Consider the following 14256-nt stretch of genomic DNA (forward strand, 5'->3'; position numbering starts at 1 on the left):
AATTGCAACCGGTGTCTGCAAGGCTCTGATATTCAACCGGCGAATCCCAATCCGGTTCCTTAAAATCCCAGCATTTACAGGCTTCGCCTGCCCTTTCACCCTTCTTTAACGACGCCAACAAATGGAAGCTCTCGAAAAGCATGGGCTGCATCCATTCCGTAGCCGACGACGAAATAGTCCGGGCATTCAAAGCCGACAAAATCTGCCTCCAGATCGACCTTGCGCTTCTCCCGCTTATCGAGAAGGACGGCGAGCGAAACGCTCTTGGCGCCGCGAGAAAGCATCAGGTCGCGCGTATAGCGCAATGTCTTTCCAGATTCCAGAATATCGTCGATAATCAGCACGTCGCGACCCGAAACATCATTATCGATGTCGCGCAGAATCTTGAGTTCGCCGCTCGTCGTGCCGGTTCCATAGCTCGAAATGAACATGAACTCGACTTCCGGTGCCAAACCGTGATCATGCATGGCGCGGATCAGGTCGGCAGCAAAGATGAACGACCCCTTGAGGATCGAAATCACGAGCAGGTCGTGGTAATCGCGCTTGGCTATTTCTGTTGCCAGAGACGCATTGCGTTCATTGATGGCTTGCACATCGTAAAGAACGTCGATTTTCTTGCCGCGAACTTCAATCATCGGCCTCTCCTGTCGATCAGTAATGAAGGCCAGTTTTCAAAAAGCGGCCAGTCAGGGCATTGTGATAGAAACGGAACGAACTCCGTCGCCCGTAATCGGATAACGGGCGCTGAAGACAATTTCTCCGCCCGGTGCAATCGACGCGGAAGCCGATGCTACGTGAAACGGAAAGAACTGCACATTCCCTGCGCGCGAAATAACCCGAACACGCAACGGCGGCAAGGCTTGGTGCGCATTGGAGCCATTCCGTAACATGCCGTCCACGAAAAGCCTGCCAATGGCGCCTCGCATCTGCACCCGACTCTTCAACTGCACTACGTAAACAGAGCTTCCGGAAGCGATATTCCGGCTGGACGATCGACCGGCCAAACCGGCTCCGCACGCAATAGCGATAGCAACGATCAGAGCGAGAGAGGAAAACACCGGTAGAGGTGCGCGTTTTGGTGCGGCAGGTTGAAAATAAGACAGATCAGGCGATGGGCCGGTCCCGCTTGAGGAGGGTGCAGGATGCGCTTTAGGCACAAAGGCAGACAAACCGCCCGACTGCTTTCCAACCGGCGGCAGAATTTCCCCGTCCAGCGGCAGACCGTGGCCGCTATTCATCGCGTCTTTGTCCGTGGTTGCAAGTTCCACCTTCGCGCTGCGTAACGACGCAACATGAACACTTCTAGTTAACAAAGCTTGCGAACCGCCTTAATTTTGCCAGCCACACCTTGTCACGCTCCTCCATCGAAGCGGTTTAATCGTATCGTTTCATAAGCTAGTGTGCCGCAATCGATTCTCTGCCGTTCTTCCGACGGCGCATCATTTCAGGACTGCACGTGATCCGTTTCGAAAATGTAGGGCTGCGTTACGGCATGGGACCAGAGGTTCTGCGCGACGTCACCTTTCGCATTCCGGAGGGATCGTTCCAGTTTCTGAGCGGCCCCTCCGGCGCGGGCAAGACGACGCTTCTGCGCTTGCTCTTCATGTCAATGAAGCCGACACGCGGCCTTATCACCGTGTTCGGCAAGGATCGCTCCAGCTTGGATCGGCGCGAATTACCGCTTATCCGGCGCAAGATCGGCGTTGTCTTTCAGGATTTTCGCCTGCTGGATCACATGACTACCTATGAAAATGTCGCGCTCCCTCTACGCGTGCGCGGCCGCGAGGAATCAAGCTACCGCGCAGACGTCGTCGATCTCCTGAATTGGGTCGGCCTGGGCGAGCGCATGCATGCCCGCCCGCCCATCCTCTCCGGCGGCGAAAAGCAGCGCGCAGCCATAGCACGAGCCTTGATCGAGCAACCGAAAATCCTCCTGGCCGACGAGCCAACCGGCAATGTCGATCCGCCATTGGCGCGGCGTCTGCTGCGCCTTTTCCTCGAGCTCAATCGTCTTGGAACCGCTGTCGTGATCGCTACCCACGATGTCGCTTTGATGGATCAGGTCGAGGCACGCCGCATGGTGCTTTCGCAGGGAAGGCTCGACATTTATGATTGAGCGCATGCGCGATTACGCACTGGGCCTTGCCGACGCCGCCAGGGATCGCAAACGGCTCAAGCAGACTCCGATCGTGCCGCAACGCAACGTGGCAGGAACCGCGCTTGCATGCGTCATCGCCATCATGACCTTTCTCTCCTGCCTGACTTTTGGCGGGGTGACGCTGGTCAGCAACTCGGCATCGGAATGGCAAACGCAGATTGCTCGCGAGGCAACCATCCAGATCAAGCCTTCACGCGGCCTCGATATTGACAAGGCAATTACCGATGCATCCGCAATTGCCTCATCTTTCACCGGCGTTCTGTCGACCCGTGTCGTGGATGAACAGGCTATGGGCAGGTTGCTTGAACCATGGCTTGGATCAGGGCTGGACCTGGATGAACTTCCCGTTCCGCGACTTGTCGTTCTTTCCATCGATCACCAGTCGCCGCCGGATTTTGCAGCAATTCGGGAGCGCCTCTCGAGAGAAGTACCGGCCGCCTCCATTGACGACCACCGTACTTGGGTGGATCGTCTTGTCGCAATGGCACGCTCGACTGTGCTGATCGGCCTCACGGTGCTGATGCTGATGCTCTCCGCAACGACGCTGGCCGTGGTCTTCGCAACGCGCGGCGCTATGGCGGGCAATGGCCATATCATAGAAGTGCTGCACTTCGTCGGCGCACAGGGGCGCTTCATCGCCGCGCAGTTCGGCAGGCACTTTCTGGCGACCGGCTTCAAGGGGGCCACGGCAGGCGGTGCAGCCGCAATGCTTGTTTTCGGGCTGTTCAGCTGGTGGAGCAGCCGCAACATGGCAACGCCGGAGGCCGATCAGGCTGCGGCCCTTTTCGGCAACTTCTCAATCGGCACCACAGGCTATCTCGGAGCCTTTGTCATCATTCTGGTCATCGCCATCCTTGCCGCTGCAACCTCCCATCTCACGGTCCTCTCTTATCTGCGCCAGATCGAAGATCCAAACCGCGATTTCGACCTCTGAGAACCATGACAATCCACCTAGGCATAGCCGCAATTTATCGTTAATCGGTGGTCATGAAGTCGAAGCGACAAACGGATGTTCAAAATGGCGATTCCCCTCGCCGTAGAACCGGGATGGCTTTCTTGCGCATCCTGCGCAATCTTCTGTTTGCCGTGTTGGCCTGCGCGCTGTTCTTCCTCGCCGGCTTTGGCGTCTTCACTCAATATATCGGCTCGATGAAAACGCCCGCCGATGTGGAGGCAGCTGACGCCATCGTCGTCGTGACTGGTGGATATGCTCGCCTGACGCCAGCGATCGACCTGCTACGCACCGGCAAGGGAAAGCGGCTGCTCATCTCAGGCGTCAATCCGATGGCAAAGCCTGACGAAATCCGCATAGCGACAGGAACCGATCGCAAGCTCTTCGACTGCTGCGTCGACATAGACAAGGCCGCCCTCAACACAATCGGCAATGCCACCGAAAGTGCCAAGTGGATCCGCGGCCACAAATTTCGCAGCGTGATCGTCGTGACGAACAATTATCACATGCCACGCACGCTGCTGGAATTGCAGCGCACCCTTTCAAAAGTGGAACTGCGCCCCTATCCTGTGGTTCTCACCCGACTCGATGATGGTGCCTGGTTGCACAACCCGGATGCTGTGCGCGTGCTCCTGACGGAGTACAGCAAATATCTGGCGGCTCTTGTCCGCAATTTCCTGCCCCTAGACATATCCGGCAATTCACTTGGTGAAGCGGAATTAGCCCATGTCAGCGGAACTACCGCAAAACGGCACTAAAGCACTACGGCTTTGCAAGCATTGCCAGACAGTGTACGAGATGGCACCTGCCTCCCCCGGCACTTCCCCGCGACCTGACTGAATGGACGACCATGCTGATTCTGCGCTCGGTGATCTTCAACACGGCTTTCTATCTTAATCTGATCCTGCAGATGATCCTGTGGACGCCATTTTACTTCCTGGCACCGCGTCATCTCGCGTGGATCGTGCCCCGCTTCTGGTCCTGGTCCTCGCAATGGTTGCACAAGGTTCTGGCAGGCACGCAGGTCGAAATCGAAGGTCTTGAGCATCTGCCGGAAGGCGCCTTCATCCTGGCGCCAAAGCATCAATCCTTCTGGGATACGATCGCCTTTTTCCCCTATCTCAAAGACCCGGTCTATATCCTGAAGCGGGAGCTCATGTGGATCCCGGTATTCGGTTGGTATGTCAAAAAGATGCGCATGATCCCCGTCAATCGCGCCAAGAAGGGCGGCGTGTTGCGGACAGTGGCCGCCGCGGCGCGCGAGGAGATTGCCGACACGCGCCAGCTGATCATCTATCCTGAGGGCACGCGTCGTGCGCCAGGTGCCGCACCGGCATACAAGTGGGGCGTGGCCGAACTTTATAGTCAACTCAACCTGCCTGTCGTCCCCGTTGCGCATGTTGCTGGCCTCTTCTGGCCGCGCCGCAAATTCCTGCGCTTTCCCGGAACGATCAAGGCGCGTTTCCTCCCTGCCATCGAAGCAGGACTCTCCAAAGAGGAATTCATGGCACGTCTGATTCAGGAGACTGAAGCAGGCTGCGACGAGATTTTGATGGAAACGGCGGCTATGAAGGATTGCCCGCCACTGCCGCCGACTGCGCAGGCGCGGCTTTCGCAACTGCGCGAAGAAGCAGCCGCAGGCGTTTCCTAGCCCGTTTTCTTCACAGTCCTTGCCACACTCTCCAGCCAAAAGTCGCTGATGCGCAACGCCTGGAGATGCTCCACCGTATTAATGACATAGTCCTCGTTCGGCCCGGATTTTCCAACCGCCCCAGCGACAACCTCGGCCGCCTTATCGGGCGTGAGCTTACCCGCATATTGCGCGTGCAGCGGATCGACGACGTAGCATAGCGCGGCGACACGATCATCGTTCTGCAGGGTGATCGGCAGCACCGTCTCGCGATATACCCCCGTCACCATCTCGCGATCACGCAGGTAGGCGACCACTTCCTCCTGCAAATCGCCAGGAACACGAAACGCCATGCCGACGCAGGAACCGCCTCTATCGAGACCTAGCACAAGGCCGGGTCGCTGGGGGGTACCGCGATGCACATGGGAATAGATACAAAGCGAACGGCGATAACCGTGCAGGCGCGCTCTTTGCGTTTCGACATGCGCAAAACCCGGCCGCCACATCAGTGACCCATAGCCAAAGACCCAAAAATCGCCCATATCGAGATGCCAATTCGAATTTATAAATATACCTCGTTCGAGGGGTAACGGGAGAAAGCAGATGTCGTCAAGCCAGACCATGCAACAAGCACCGCGCCGCAGCAGATGGCTCGTCTGGCTGATCGCGATCCTTCTGCTTCTGGTACTGGGCTATGTCGTTGGCTGGTTCTATGTCGCTCGCCAGCTTGAAAGCCGCGTGCAGACGATCAGCGCCAATATCAACGCAAAGGGTGGCGTTGCCGAATGTGCCCGGCCGCAAACCGGCGGCTTTCCCTTTACGCTCGCGCTAAACTGCGAAGCGCTGTCCTACAAGGATCCGGACCAGCTCTACTCCTTCTCCGCGGGCGCATTCCGATCATCTGCCACCTTCTACGACCCGTTCCGCGTCAACGGTACTTTACAAGGCCCTGCGCTGCTCGACATTGCAGGCCTCGGCGCCTTCCATGTGAACTGGCAGAAGCTGGACAGCAGCATCCGTCTGGCCCGACCGCTTCCAACCAGCGTCGCCCTGAACGGAGAAACACTGACGGCGACCAGCAATGATATGCCGCAATTTACATTGGCTAAGTTCGAAAGCGATATGAACCCGAGCGGCCAGAACTTGCAGCTAAGCTACAGCTTTACCGATCTGACTATCGATCCGGCTCTTCTTGAAGGACGCGAGGTTCCTGCCTTGTCGGGCATTGGTGACGTGCTCGTCAATAATGGCATCGCACTGCTGCGCGAAAATGCGCGTACGTTGCGCGGTACATCCGGCACGCTGAACACATTCGTACTGACGTTGGGCGAGACGCGGCTTGAGCTGAACGGTCCTTACGAGGTTGATGCAAACGGCCTGTTGAGCGGAAATTTCGACCTTGCGGTCGAGAAGCCCGCAGCGTTGGGCGATGTTGTTGCGGCCTTCGTGCCGGAAGCGGCAGATCAGGTGCGGATGGGATTCGCATTCCTCGGCTCCCAGGCCAGGGTACCACTGCGCGTGCAGAAGGGTAGCGTGATTCTCGGCTTTTTCCCGGTCGGCAAAATTCCGCCGCTCTGACTGAGGACATGATGAAAAGCCGGACACGAAATCCGGCCTTCCATATCTACGTCTATTGTTGCGTCGTCTCTGGCACCGCATGGCGGCCGAAGTCAGGCAGGTCGACTTCCTGCCCTGCTTCGATGATCGAGCGGCGCACCGAGCGCGTGTGCGTGAAGAGATCAAAAAGCTTGTCGCCGTCTCCCCAGCGAATCGCGCGTTGTAGGGATGCGAGATCTTCCGAGAAGCGGGCCAGCATCTCCAAGATTGCTTCCTTGTTATGCAGGCAGATGTCGCGCCACATGGTTGGATCGGACGCGGCAAGGCGGGTGAAGTCACGGAATCCGGAAGCAGAATACTTGATGACTTCCGATTCCGTCACCGTTTCCAGATCATCCGCGGTGCCAACGATATTATAGGCAATGATATGCGGCAGGTGCGAAACGATGGCCAGCACTTTGTCATGATGATCGGGGTCCATGCTCTCGACATTAGAGCCGAGCGCCTGCCAGAAACGGGTGAGCTTGTCGAGCGCAGCAACATCCGTCCCCGGAACTGGCGTCAGAATGCACCAGCGCTTCTCGAACAGGTCTGCAAAGCCTGCATCGGGACCGGACTTTTCCGTTCCCGCGAGAGGATGACCAGGAATGAAATGCACATGATCCGGCACGTGCGGCTGCATCTGCGCGATGACCGAGCCCTTGGTCGATCCGACATCGGTAAGGATGGCGCCTGGCTTTAACGCGGCGGCGATCTGCTCCGCAATAGCACCCGACGCGCCAACCGGTACACTGACGACGACCAAGTCGGCGTCTTGAACCGCTTGCGCCGCATCGGCGATGTAGGCATCTCCGAGACCAAGTTCAGCTGCGCGGTCGAGCGTCGACTGCGACCGCGTGGAGATGACGAGCTTGTTGGCAAGATTGCCGCGTTTGACGGCACGCGCGATGGACGACCCGATCAGACCGATGCCGACCAGTGCGATTTTTTCAAAGAGTGGTTGTGTCATTGTTCAACTTTTCAGGAAATCTCTGAGGGCGGCAACGACGCCGCGATTGGCTTCTTCCGTTCCGACAGTCATACGCAGCGCGCCCGGCAGTCCATAGGACGTAACGCGCCGCAAAATATAGCCTCGGTCCGAGAGATAGCTGTCAGCGGCAGCAGCCGTGTGATCTCCAGTTTCGTCGAAATGGATGAGTAGAAAATTGGTAACAGAAGGCGTTGTCTTGAGGCCAAGGGCCGAAACCTCGGCGGTCAGCCAAGCAAGCCATTCCTCATTATGCGCAACGGCACGATCCATATGCACGCGATCGCGAATGGCCGCGGCACCCGCCGCCATCGCCAGGTGATTGACATTGAATGGCCCACGCACGCGATTGATCGCATCCGCGACGTGTTCGGGACAGTACATCCACCCGATGCGCAGCGACGCCAACCCGTAAATCTTCGAAAAGGTTCGCGTCATCACGACATTCTGGGCTTCCGAAACAAGCGCCATGCCAGCCTCGTAATCATTGCGCCGCACATATTCGGCATAAGCAGCGTCAAGCACCAGAAGCACGTTCTTGGGCAGCCCCGCCTGCAGACGCCGCACCTCGTCGAACGGCAGATAGGTACCGCTCGGATTGGATGGATTGGCGATGAAGACCATCTTCGTCCGTGGCGTTACCGCTTGCAGGATATTATCCACGTCGATGCGCAGATCGGTTTCCTTGACTTCTACCGGCGTCGCGTTCTGCGCCAATATCTGGATCTTGTAGACGAGAAAGCCGTGTTCCGTGTGTATCGCTTCATCACCCGGCTGCAGATAGGTGAGCGCGAGCAGCCCAAGCAACTCGTCCGAGCCGTTCGCGCAGACAATATTGGCGGGATTTAGTGCATGGACGGAAGCGATCGCTTCACGCAACAACGTCGCCTGTCCGTCAGGGTAGAGTTCGAGCGCCCGCGATGCCTGCGCAATCGCTTCAAGTGCCCTGGGTGACGGTCCAAGAGGCGTCTCGTTGGCCGACAGTTTATAAACCTTGCCAGTCGTCGGCGCCTTGCTCTTTCCTGGAACATAGGCGTCGATCTGCATAACACCATCACGAGGACGAGGACGCATTTCTTCGACTGACATGATAACCACCTGATCTCTTTTACCCGCCATTATGGCAGGCTATTCCAGCGCTTTTTGCCGGAATGACGCGTCGGAAATACAACTTGGCCGGCTTTCTGTCGAGAAAAATTCCCCCCTTGTTGCCTGGGCCAGCAAGCATGACGCAAGGAAAAGATTGACACGGGTAGGGCAGAGTTTCTAGCTACGGTCCAAGATGACCATATCTCCTTCCGATATCAAAGGTGCCGACGCGGTGGATCAGAGCGAACCCAACGTCGATCAGGCGAATTTTCCGGCCAGCCAGATTGCGCATTTCGGCACGGACAATCCCTTGCAGCTTGACGCGGGCACGATGCTGGCGCCATTCCAGATCGCCTACCAGACCTATGGCACACTGAACGAGGATCGGAGCAACGCAGTCCTGATCTGCCACGCCCTGACCGGCGATCAGCATGTCGGCAATCCGCATCCTGTGACGGGAAAGCCGGGCTGGTGGCTGCCTATCCTCGGCCCCGGCAAGATCATCGATACCGAGCGATACTTCGTCATCTGCTCCAACGTCGTTGGGGGATGTCTTGGCTCGACCGGTCCGGCGAACATCAATCCGGCCACCGGCAAGCCCTATGGTATCGATCTGCCAATCATCACCATTCCGGACATGGTGCGCGCCCAGGCCATGCTCGTCGATCATCTCGGTATAGACCAGCTGTTTGCGGTCATCGGCGGCTCCATGGGCGGCATGCAGGTCCTGGAATGGGCCTCAAGCTATGCCGACCGCGTCTTCTGCGCCATGCCGATCGCTACCGGCGCGCGCCACTCCTCACAGAACATCGCCTTCCACGAAGTCGGACGTCAGGCCGTGATGGCAGATCCCGACTGGTGCGGCGGGCGATACATCGAGCAAGGCAAGAAGCCAAAGAAGGGCTTGGCGGTTGCGCGAATGGCGGCTCATATCACCTATCTCTCGGAACCGGCCCTGCACCGGAAGTTCGGTCGCAATTTGCAGGATCGCGACAATCTGACCTTCGGTTTTGATGCAGATTTCCAAATCGAGAGCTATCTGCGCCACCAGGGTATGAGCTTCGTCGACCGCTTCGACGCCAATTCCTACCTCTACATGACGCGGGCAATGGACTATTTCGATCTCGCTGCCGATCATGGCGGGCGACTGGCCGACGCCTTCTCGGGAACGAAAACACGATTCTGCGTCGTCTCCTTCACCTCCGATTGGCTCTTCCCGACCGAAGAAAGCCGCAACATCGTGCACGCGCTGAATGCCGCCGGTGCGTCGGTTTCCTTTGTCGAGATCGAGACCGACCGTGGCCACGACGCCTTCCTACTGGAAGAGCCTGAATTCTATGGTGCTATGCGCGGCTTTATTAATGCCGCCGCCAAGGCACGAGGACTGACCACAATATGAGCCCCGAGCAACAATCCACCCGCAACGATTTCGAAGTGGTGTCGACCTTCATTCCAGAGGGCGCGCGCGTGCTCGACGTCGGCTGCGGCGACGGTGCCCTGCTCGAGCTCTTGCAGAACGAGCGCAAAGTTGATGGACGCGGCATCGAGCTGTCACAGCGTGGCGTCAACCAATGCGTTGCACGTGGTCTTTCCGTTATTCAGGGCGACGCAGACATCGACTTGACCTTCTATCCCGACAAGGGATTTGACTATGTGCTTATGTCGCAGACGATCCAGGCGACGCGCAATCCGAAGCAGGTTCTCGACGAATTGCTGCGCATTGGCGAGTACGCGGTCGTTTCTTTCCCGAATTTCGGCCACTGGAAGGTCCGTTTGTCTCTTCTTCTCGCTGGTCGCATGCCCGTGACGAAGGACCTGCCCTACGCCTGGTATGATACGCCCAACATTCACTTCTGCACGATCCGCGACTTCGTCAATCTCTGCAGAGAGCTTGATGCCAAGGTTGAAAAAGCCGTGGCGCTTGATCTCTCCGGCAAGAAGATGTCGCTTTCCATGCCCTGGTGGTTCTGGAATTTCTTCGGTCAGCAGGCTGTCTTCCTGCTCAAGCGCTAGACCTGCCCGTCACGATTATAGGCCGTGCCGGCGACGCCTTGCGGCTCGAGGGCTGGGACAAAGACGCGGCGTGAGGAACGCTGCTTGACAGCAAGCCCCTGATAAAGCCGCTTCTGCCCTTCCATAATAAGGGCGCCAGCAAAAGCAGGCCAGAAGCGCCGCCCGCCGCGTTCCAGAACGTTATCCAGTTTCGCCACCCAGTTCTTCTCCGATGGTGGCGAAAATAGCGCCTCCGCCGAGACCGAAGGCGTGAAATTCGCAGCACGCATTAGCCTGGAAAGCTGCGTTCGCGAAAACGGACGGCCCGTGCCGAACGGCGTGTGCTCGAAACGGGCCCAAACACCGCGCCGGTTAGGCACAACCACCACGACACGTCCATTCGGTGAAAGAACGCGCCAAATCTCCATCAGGAGCTGCTCGGGATTTTCGGCATGCTCGAGCGCATGCACGAGAAGAACGCGGTCAAGGGAAGCGTCGGCAAGCGGCAACTCTTCTTCGTAAACGAGTGCCACAGCATTCGGGCCGGCAGATGGCCAGGTGGTCGCCCCTTGGCGCGCCGGCATAAAGGCCAGGACACGCTCCGCATCCGGAGCGAAACGGTCAAGCCAGGGCATCGTGTAGCCCAGCCCCATCAGCCGTTCTTCGCTCATCGGTTCCCATAGCGAGGAAAGTGCAGCGTGAATGGAGCGGCTTGCCCGCGCACCGAGGCTTGAATCATAGAAACGGCGTAGCTCAACAATATCCTCGGTCATAGCGGTTCTTGTATCTCAAAGGCGGCCTGATGAAAATGCGCCGTTATCTATCCCGTTGCCGCATTCCGCAATTTTCTCGTCAAAGCGATTCCTGTCCGGGAAAAACTGCGCTAGGCTGCCGTCGTCTCATCTTGCAATTATTTCCGGAAGATATCGTGTCGCTAGCTATCGAACAGTTTCTCTGCCGCTCGGATAATTTTGGCGTCCTCGTCCATGACCGCAAGTCTGGCCAGACCCTGCTGATCGATGCACCGGAGGAAGCGGCGATCAATGCGGCCATCGAACGCACCGGTTGGACGCCAACATTGCTTCTAACCACGCATCACCATTTCGACCACGTCGATGCCAATCTGTCGATGAAGAAGCGTTACAGTCTCAAGATCATCGGCCCGAAAGCGGAGAAGGACAAAATCCCTGGCATTGATCGCGCGGTTTCGGATGGTGACATGATCGACTTTGCCGGTCATCCGATCAAGGTGATCTCGACCCCCGGCCACACAGCCGGCCATATCTCCTTCTATTTTACAAAAGATGCGATCGCCTTTACCGGCGATACGTTGTTTGCGCTGGGCTGCGGGAGGCTTTTCGAATGCAAGCCGCCAGTAATGCTGGAATCGCTGAAAAAACTTGCTCGGCTGCCACTCGAAACCACGATCTATTGCGGCCACGAATACACGCTATCCAATGCCGAATTTGCGTTGACCGTCGATCCGACGAACTCCGCACTGGTCGATCGCGTCAAGTCGATCCGCGCCCTGCGCGCCGCCAACGAGGCAACCTTGCCGACACGCTTGGTCGATGAAATGGCGACGAACCCGTTCATGCGCTGGCACGACAAGGCCTTACGAAAGAATCTCGACATGGAGGGGGCCACCGACGAAGAGGTCTTTGCCGAATTGCGTAAGCGCAAGGACCTTTTCTGAGGGGGTCAGCGTGCTTCGAGTTTCGTCGCACGAATGACGATGGCACCGATTCTCGTGCTGACCGAGGCGCGTACCGGAGCATAAATACTTGTCCCACCAACTTCGGCAAAGGCGATTCTGATTCTGGAGCGGTCGCGCAAATAACGAATACCGCTGTGATTTGCGCGATAACCGCCGACGGGTACGAAACGTGCCGTGCAGGAGACGGCAGAGCCTTTGAACCCCGGGATCGAAACCTGCTCGTATCCGGCAGGCGAAAGTTCTATGTCAGCCCGGAGCTCCCCGTCATAATAGTTGAGGGTCCGATTGCAGACGGTTTCGGCGCTTTCTGCCTGCACCATGGTTGACGAAAGCGGATCGGTCACGCTCTGCAAGCTTGCCTTGCTCACCGGCACCCAATCGTCGCCGCGCTTCTTCGTGGCCGGCTTCAGGTCGACACGCGTCACCGCTCCGGCGGAAAAGCGCATGGAGATCATCTTGTCTTCACCGCCTGTACTATAATCGGTGCGGAAGGCAGCTGGACGCGTATAGCCCCGAGAAAATCGCCCAGAGACGGAGGTCGTACCGCGCGTACGGTCGAAAATATCGACAATGCCAGCGCTGCGCAGCGTTCCGGTGGTTTTATAGCTGCTGGAACTGATGATGCTGTCGAATTGCGACATGGCGACAGGAATGCCAAGATAAGAAACAGTGTAATCGGCCTGAACATGCACACTGCGCGTCTGCGACCAAGCCGACGCTGTTGCACCGAAAAACAGAGCGATGGCGGCAAGGGCCGTGGCTTTGAGCATACTCGTCCTAGGTTGCGGCATTGATCTTTGTAAACGACACGATTGAGACAAATATGTGAAGTGCTTTTCAATCTTCTATGTCCTATAAAAATCCATGGGCAGCGTGTCGGAAATCCCACGTTCGGTGCGGAGTTTACCCGGCTTACGCTTGACGAGCGGATTTTTTCCCACTATGGGAACGCAACTCTTATATTTAGGCCGTGGATTTCCATGCGCGCTGGCACAAGCGCCTCGATATCTGGCCGGAAATGAATCAAAGGTAGTGAAATGTCCCGCATTTGTGAACTGACCGGCAAGGCCGTTATGAGCGGCAACAATGTGAGCCACGCAAACAACAGAACGCGTCGCCGCTTCCTGCCGAACCTCGTCCGCGTTACCCTGATCTCGGAAGCGCTGAACCAGAACGTTCGCCTGCGCATCTCTGCCAACGCCCTGCGTTCGGTCGAGCATCGCGGTGGCCTCGACGCTTTCCTGATCAAGGCTGATGCTGCCGAGTTGTCGCAGCGCGCGCGCCTGCTCAAGAAGCAGATCAGCAAGAAGACGGCTGAAGAAGCTGCTGCTGCCGCTTAACCGGCCCGGCCTTCACGAGTTTTCAAAGGCGGGCCTTGAGCCCGCTTTTTGGCATTTTATGTGGCCATGCGAATAACCGCAGGCACTGGTTCCATTACCCAGGATAAAAAAATGTCCAGAGCGACGTCCTATACTCCCTACATCTTCGCGATGACGCTTGTTGTCGTTATCTCCAACTTCCTCGTCCAGTTTCCCATTCACGGGCAGGTCGGGGCTTTGCAACTTGCAGACGTGCTGACCTGGGGCGCATTCGCCTATCCCCTGGCCTTCCTTGTCACCGATCTGGTCAACCGCATTCACGGCCCGAAAACCGCGCGCCGCATCGTCTTCATTGGCTTTGCCGTTGCAGTCACCGCCTCGATTATCGCGCCCAAGCTGCTATATGCGACCGGCTGGCTCGAATTTGAAATGACGGCAAGTCGCATCGCTCGCATCGCGATCGCCTCGGGCACTGCCTTCCTGATAGCGCAACTGCTCGACGTGACGGTTTTTAACTGGCTGCGCAAGCAAGATTGGTGGCGTGCGCCCGTCTTCGGATCGCTGTCCGGCTCGATTGTCGACACGACGATCTTTTTCTCAGTGGCCTTTGCCCCTGTGTTCGGCTTCGTCGGCGCGGGCGAACCCTTTGCGCTCGAAAACTCTCCGCTTCTTGGCCTGATGGCAATGGAAGCGCCACGGTGGGTTTCCTGGGCGCTCGGGGATTTTCTGGTCAAGCTGGCCATCGCCGTTGTGGCGCTGATCCCTTATCGCCTGATCGTGGCCTCATACAGCCGTCCTACCCTCGCCTAGGCAAG

17 protein-coding genes are annotated in these 14256 nt (G+C 57.5%); 10 read left to right on the plus strand and 7 right to left on the minus strand.

The window, feature by feature from the left end; translation table 11 throughout:
• Positions 1-95: 95 nt before the first annotated feature.
• Together hpt and IE151_RS13420 are read right to left on the minus strand one after the other, a co-directional pair.
• Positions 96-635: a hypoxanthine phosphoribosyltransferase gene (gene hpt / locus IE151_RS13415; RefSeq protein ID WP_189491087.1), complete on the minus strand. Its 540-nt coding sequence runs from the start codon at positions 633-635 to the stop codon at positions 96-98.
• A 51-nt stretch (positions 636-686) separates the two neighbouring features.
• Complete coding sequence (locus IE151_RS13420; RefSeq protein ID WP_189491090.1) at positions 687-1238, minus strand: hypothetical protein; 552 nt, start codon at positions 1236-1238, stop codon at positions 687-689.
• A 218-nt stretch (positions 1239-1456) separates the two neighbouring features.
• On the opposite strand from IE151_RS13420, the gene ftsE reads away from it, so the two are divergent.
• The 4 genes from ftsE to IE151_RS13440 all read left to right on the plus strand — a co-directional run bounded on the left by ftsE (position 1457) and on the right by IE151_RS13440 (position 4761).
• On the plus strand, positions 1457-2116 hold the full coding sequence (gene ftsE, locus IE151_RS13425) for a cell division ATP-binding protein FtsE (RefSeq protein WP_189491093.1): 660 nt from the start codon (positions 1457-1459) through the stop codon (positions 2114-2116).
• Positions 2109-3092 carry a cell division protein FtsX gene (locus IE151_RS13430; RefSeq protein ID WP_189491096.1) on the plus strand — a complete coding sequence of 328 codons (984 nt, stop codon included), beginning with the start codon at positions 2109-2111 and terminating at the stop codon, positions 3090-3092. The genes ftsE and IE151_RS13430 overlap by 8 nt, the downstream gene beginning before the upstream one ends.
• A gap of 113 nt (positions 3093-3205) precedes the next feature.
• Positions 3206-3868, plus strand: a complete 663-nt coding sequence (locus IE151_RS13435) for a YdcF family protein (RefSeq protein WP_189491098.1) — start codon at positions 3206-3208, stop codon at positions 3866-3868.
• Positions 3869-3960: 92 nt separating this feature from the next.
• On the plus strand, positions 3961-4761 hold the full coding sequence (locus tag IE151_RS13440; RefSeq protein WP_189491101.1) for a lysophospholipid acyltransferase family protein: 801 nt from the start codon (positions 3961-3963) through the stop codon (positions 4759-4761).
• Here IE151_RS13440 and IE151_RS13445 read toward each other — a convergent pair.
• Positions 4758-5282, minus strand: coding sequence for a gamma-glutamylcyclotransferase (locus tag IE151_RS13445; protein ID WP_189491104.1), 525 nt, complete (start codon positions 5280-5282; stop codon positions 4758-4760). The genes IE151_RS13440 and IE151_RS13445 overlap by 4 nt on opposite strands.
• 61 nt (positions 5283-5343) lie before the next feature.
• Between IE151_RS13445 and IE151_RS13450 the strand changes: the two genes are divergently transcribed.
• Positions 5344-6318, plus strand: a complete 975-nt coding sequence (locus IE151_RS13450) for a DUF2125 domain-containing protein (RefSeq protein ID WP_189491108.1) — start codon at positions 5344-5346, stop codon at positions 6316-6318.
• 52 nt (positions 6319-6370) lie between these two features.
• Here IE151_RS13450 and IE151_RS13455 read toward each other — a convergent pair whose 3' ends face one another.
• The gene (locus IE151_RS13455) at positions 6371-7306 is read right to left on the minus strand and encodes a prephenate/arogenate dehydrogenase family protein (RefSeq protein ID WP_189491112.1); all 936 of its coding nucleotides are present in this window, start codon (positions 7304-7306) and stop codon (positions 6371-6373) included.
• A gap of 3 nt (positions 7307-7309) precedes the next feature.
• The gene (gene hisC / locus IE151_RS13460; protein ID WP_189491115.1) at positions 7310-8413 is read right to left on the minus strand and encodes a histidinol-phosphate transaminase; all 1104 of its coding nucleotides are present in this window, start codon (positions 8411-8413) and stop codon (positions 7310-7312) included.
• Between the two features lie 193 nt (positions 8414-8606).
• On the opposite strand from hisC, the gene metX reads away from it, so the two are divergent.
• Positions 8607-9812, plus strand: a complete 1206-nt coding sequence (metX, locus tag IE151_RS13465) for a homoserine O-acetyltransferase MetX (protein ID WP_189491118.1) — start codon at positions 8607-8609, stop codon at positions 9810-9812.
• Positions 9809-10426: a methionine biosynthesis protein MetW gene (gene metW / locus IE151_RS13470; RefSeq protein WP_189491121.1), complete on the plus strand. Its 618-nt coding sequence runs from the start codon at positions 9809-9811 to the stop codon at positions 10424-10426. The genes metX and metW overlap by 4 nt, the downstream gene beginning before the upstream one ends.
• On the opposite strand, the gene IE151_RS13475 is transcribed toward metW, so the two are convergent.
• Complete coding sequence (locus IE151_RS13475; protein ID WP_189491124.1) at positions 10423-11178, minus strand: methyltransferase domain-containing protein; 756 nt, start codon at positions 11176-11178, stop codon at positions 10423-10425. The two genes, metW and IE151_RS13475, sit on opposite strands and share 4 nt — an antisense overlap.
• Positions 11179-11333: 155 nt before the next feature.
• On the opposite strand from IE151_RS13475, the gene gloB reads away from it, so the two are divergent.
• The gene (gene gloB, locus IE151_RS13480) at positions 11334-12101 is read left to right on the plus strand and encodes a hydroxyacylglutathione hydrolase (protein ID WP_189491127.1); all 768 of its coding nucleotides are present in this window, start codon (positions 11334-11336) and stop codon (positions 12099-12101) included.
• Between the two features lie 5 nt (positions 12102-12106).
• On the opposite strand, the gene IE151_RS13485 is transcribed toward gloB, so the two are convergent.
• Positions 12107-12892 (minus strand): DUF3108 domain-containing protein, encoded by a 786-nt coding sequence (locus IE151_RS13485; protein ID WP_189491130.1) that lies wholly within the window; start codon positions 12890-12892, stop codon positions 12107-12109.
• Between the two features lie 267 nt (positions 12893-13159).
• Between IE151_RS13485 and rpmB the strand changes: the two genes are divergently transcribed.
• Both rpmB and IE151_RS13495 read left to right on the plus strand, forming a co-directional pair.
• Positions 13160-13462 (plus strand): 50S ribosomal protein L28, encoded by a 303-nt coding sequence (gene rpmB, locus IE151_RS13490; protein ID WP_189491132.1) that lies wholly within the window; start codon positions 13160-13162, stop codon positions 13460-13462.
• Positions 13463-13573: 111 nt separating this feature from the next.
• Positions 13574-14251 carry a queuosine precursor transporter gene (locus tag IE151_RS13495; protein WP_189491135.1) on the plus strand — a complete coding sequence of 226 codons (678 nt, stop codon included), beginning with the start codon at positions 13574-13576 and terminating at the stop codon, positions 14249-14251.
• Positions 14252-14256: the final 5 nt, after the last annotated feature.

The organism is Limoniibacter endophyticus (assembly GCF_014652835.1).
Classification (GTDB): Bacteria; Pseudomonadota; Alphaproteobacteria; order Rhizobiales; family Rhizobiaceae; genus Limoniibacter; species Limoniibacter endophyticus.

What these genes read in the sequence shown, in the direction of transcription:
- metW (WP_189491121.1), top strand. Translation starts at nt 9,809, where the DNA reads ATGAGCCCCGAGCAACAATCCACCCGCAACGATTTCGAAGTGGTGTCG.
- IE151_RS13455 (WP_189491112.1), bottom strand. Translation starts at nt 7,306, where the DNA reads ATGACACAACCACTCTTTGAAAAAATCGCACTGGTCGGCATCGGTCTG.
- rpmB (WP_189491132.1), top strand. Translation starts at nt 13,160, where the DNA reads ATGTCCCGCATTTGTGAACTGACCGGCAAGGCCGTTATGAGCGGCAAC.
- IE151_RS13435 (WP_189491098.1), top strand. Translation starts at nt 3,206, where the DNA reads ATGGCTTTCTTGCGCATCCTGCGCAATCTTCTGTTTGCCGTGTTGGCC.
- IE151_RS13420 (WP_189491090.1), bottom strand. Translation starts at nt 1,238, where the DNA reads ATGAATAGCGGCCACGGTCTGCCGCTGGACGGGGAAATTCTGCCGCCG.
- IE151_RS13440 (WP_189491101.1), top strand. Translation starts at nt 3,961, where the DNA reads ATGCTGATTCTGCGCTCGGTGATCTTCAACACGGCTTTCTATCTTAAT.
- metX (WP_189491118.1), top strand. Translation starts at nt 8,607, where the DNA reads ATGACCATATCTCCTTCCGATATCAAAGGTGCCGACGCGGTGGATCAG.
- IE151_RS13445 (WP_189491104.1), bottom strand. Translation starts at nt 5,282, where the DNA reads ATGGGCGATTTTTGGGTCTTTGGCTATGGGTCACTGATGTGGCGGCCG.
- hisC (WP_189491115.1), bottom strand. Translation starts at nt 8,413, where the DNA reads ATGTCAGTCGAAGAAATGCGTCCTCGTCCTCGTGATGGTGTTATGCAG.
- IE151_RS13450 (WP_189491108.1), top strand. Translation starts at nt 5,344, where the DNA reads ATGTCGTCAAGCCAGACCATGCAACAAGCACCGCGCCGCAGCAGATGG.
- hpt (WP_189491087.1), bottom strand. Translation starts at nt 635, where the DNA reads ATGATTGAAGTTCGCGGCAAGAAAATCGACGTTCTTTACGATGTGCAA.
- IE151_RS13430 (WP_189491096.1), top strand. Translation starts at nt 2,109, where the DNA reads ATGATTGAGCGCATGCGCGATTACGCACTGGGCCTTGCCGACGCCGCC.
- IE151_RS13485 (WP_189491130.1), bottom strand. Translation starts at nt 12,892, where the DNA reads ATGCTCAAAGCCACGGCCCTTGCCGCCATCGCTCTGTTTTTCGGTGCA.
- IE151_RS13475 (WP_189491124.1), bottom strand. Translation starts at nt 11,178, where the DNA reads ATGACCGAGGATATTGTTGAGCTACGCCGTTTCTATGATTCAAGCCTC.
- IE151_RS13495 (WP_189491135.1), top strand. Translation starts at nt 13,574, where the DNA reads ATGTCCAGAGCGACGTCCTATACTCCCTACATCTTCGCGATGACGCTT.